Genomic DNA, 2,173 nt, shown 5'->3' with positions numbered 1-2,173 from the left:
CTTTTTATGCAAAGGAACTGGTATTATCACATCCACATTATTCACAATGGAACTGCCCTTTAAATCCGACGCATACCATTCGCCCAAAAAACTTCCAATTTCTTCGTGTCCTTTGTATTTTAAATTATGAATTATTTCCTGAACCATTCCTTTCTTATGAAAATACAATAATGCAGAAACGTGTTCAACTGGTATCCGACCATAAAACTTTTTGAATGCTTCATTTTCGGAATTCAAATGATGGTTGGTCAAAGGCAATTCATGACGGCAAACCGTGCAAATTACATATTCATTGGTACCTATAAATGATTTACAGCCAGCGCAAACCTTTGGAAAAAACAAATTAATCAAGGAATTAAACATAAAAAAATTGATTTATCCATAAAAATAAGAAAACCTACTCTTCAAACTTCATTTTTTTTCTTTTTTTAATTTCCCTTTTTATATTTTTGCACCATTATGGCAAAACAAGAAGATTTATTTAAGAATGTAGTTTCGCACGCAAAAGAATACGGATTTATTTTTCCGTCAAGCGAAATATACGATGGTTTAAGTGCAGTCTATGATTATGCACAAAACGGAGTAGAGTTAAAAAAGAACATACGCGAATATTGGTGGAAATCGATGGTTCAAATGAACGAGAACATCGTAGGATTGGACGCAGCAATATTGATGCACCCAACGACTTGGAAAGCATCTGGTCACGTTGACGCCTTCAACGATCCATTGATTGATAATAAAGATTCCAAAAGAAGATACAGAGCCGATGTTTTAATTGAAGATTATGCTGAAAAGCTAAATCTAAAAGCTAAAAAAGAAATCGAAAAAGCGAAAACTCGTTTTGGAGATGCTTTCAATGAACAAGAATTCATTACAACCAATGCAAGGGTTGTAGAATATCTAGCTAAAGAAAGAGAAATTCTGGAAAGAATGGGCCGTTCTTTAGGAGCTGGTGATTTAGAAGATGTAAAAGCATTAATTGAAGAATTAGAAATTGCCTGCCCAGAATCAGGTTCTAGAAATTGGACTGAAGTGCGTCAATTCAACTTGATGTTCGGTACCAAATTAGGAGCTTCTGCTGATACGGCAATGGATTTATATTTACGTCCTGAAACGGCACAGGGTATTTTTGTAAATTTCTTGAACGTACAAAAATCAGGAAGAATGAAAGTTCCTTTTGGAATTGCCCAAACTGGAAAAGCCTTCAGAAATGAAATCGTTGCAAGACAATTTATCTTCCGTATGCGTGAATTTGAACAAATGGAAATGCAATTTTTTGTGCGTCCAGGTGAAGAAATGCAATGGTACGAACATTGGAAAACCACTCGTTTGAACTGGCATTTATCTCTTGGTTTAGGAAAAGAAAACTATCGTTTTCACGATCACGAAAAATTAGCGCATTACGCCAATGCAGCAGCAGATATCGAATTCAATTTCCCTTTTGGTTTCAAAGAATTGGAAGGTATCCACTCTAGAACTGACTTTGACTTAAAAGCACACGAAGAATATTCAGGTAGAAAATTACAGTATTTTGATGCTGAATTAAACCAAAATTACGTTCCTTATGTAGTGGAGACTTCGGTTGGTTTAGACAGAATGTTCTTGGCTGTTTTCGCAACTTCCCTAAAAGAAGAAACATTAGAAGATGGTTCAACCAGAACTGTATTAAAATTACCAGCGGTTCTTGCACCTACAAAAGCTGCCGTTTTACCATTGGTTAAAAAAGATGGATTGCCGGAAATTTCCAAAAAAATCATCGATGATTTGAAATGGGATTTCAACGTGGCATATGATGAAAAAGATGCAGTAGGAAGACGTTACAGAAGACAAGACGCTTTGGGAACTCCTTTCTGTATTACTGTGGATCATCAAACTATCGAAGACCAAACGGTAACTATTCGTCATAGAGATACGATGAAACAAGATCGTGTAGCTATCGCCGACTTAAAATCAATCATCGAAAATGAAGTTTCTATGAAAAATTGGTTAATGAAAATGTAATTATTTCATTATAATATATAAAAAAGTGCTTCTCATTTGGGAAGCACTTTTTATATTAAAGCAATTAAGTTTACAAAAATGCAACCTCCCTTTTTTATTCTTATTTTCTTTTATTCAAAAGACCCTAAAACTATTTGTACTGTTTTTCCTTAATTAAAAAATGCAGTTCGTC

The 2,173-nt window shown here is 34.5% G+C and carries 2 protein-coding genes; one reads left to right on the top strand and one right to left on the bottom strand.

The genetic code is table 11. From position 1 onward, the window contains the following. Positions 1–363: ComF family protein (locus VFS71_RS07885; RefSeq protein WP_414655991.1), on the bottom strand; the 363-nt coding region annotated here is incomplete at its 3' end. Between the two features lie 96 nt (positions 364–459). On the opposite strand from VFS71_RS07885, the gene VFS71_RS07880 reads away from it, so the two are divergent. Further along, positions 460–2,001 carry a glycine--tRNA ligase gene (locus VFS71_RS07880; RefSeq protein WP_326400381.1) on the top strand — a complete coding sequence of 514 codons (1,542 nt, stop codon included), beginning with the start codon at positions 460–462 and terminating at the stop codon, positions 1,999–2,001. Positions 2,002–2,173 lie beyond the last annotated feature (172 nt).

Origin of the sequence: Flavobacterium sp., from assembly GCF_035760125.1 — a bacterium.
Taxonomy (GTDB): Bacteria; Bacteroidota; Bacteroidia; order Flavobacteriales; family Flavobacteriaceae; genus Flavobacterium.
The sequence above is the reverse complement of the archived record's forward strand: the minus strand, read 5'-3'. Positions and strand labels throughout refer to the sequence as shown.